The sequence below is a fragment of the Xenorhabdus kozodoii genome (assembly GCF_002632875.1).
GTDB lineage: Bacteria > Pseudomonadota > Gammaproteobacteria > Enterobacterales > Enterobacteriaceae > Xenorhabdus > Xenorhabdus kozodoii.
In genome coordinates this window covers 1-428 of sequence record NZ_NJCX01000118.1, presented here as the reverse complement: position 1 = coordinate 428, position 428 = coordinate 1, and the positions used below count along the sequence as shown (strand labels likewise).

The window sequence follows — 428 nt, the reverse complement described above, 5'->3', positions numbered from 1 at the left end:
CAGGCGCTGGATAAATTGAAGTCCACACTGGATGCCTTTGTGCAGTTGGGCGTTCAGGGGCTGGATAAACTGACCGCGCCGCTGGATGTCTTTGCGCAGTTGGGGACTCAGGCGCTGGATAAATTGAAGTCCACACTGGATGCCTTTGTGCAGTTGGGCGTTCAGGGGCTGGATAAATTAACCGCGCCGCTGGATGTCTTTGCGCAGTTGGGGACTCAGGCGCTGGATAAATTGAAGTCCACACTGGATGCCTTTGTGCAGTTGGGCGTTCAGGGGCTGGATAAACTGACCGCGCCGCTGGATGTCTTTGCGCAGTTGGGAACGCAGGCGCTGGATAAATTGAAGTCCACACTGGATGCCTTTGTGCAGTTGGGCGTTCAGGGGCTGGATAAACTGACCGCGCCGCTGGATGTCTTTGCGCAGTTGGG

General features: G+C 56.1%; 1 pseudogene. It reads left to right on the top strand.

The window, feature by feature from the left end:
* Positions 1–15: 15 nt before the first annotated feature.
* Positions 16–428, top strand: a pseudogene (locus tag Xkoz_RS19395) (phage tail protein); the annotation flags it as partial.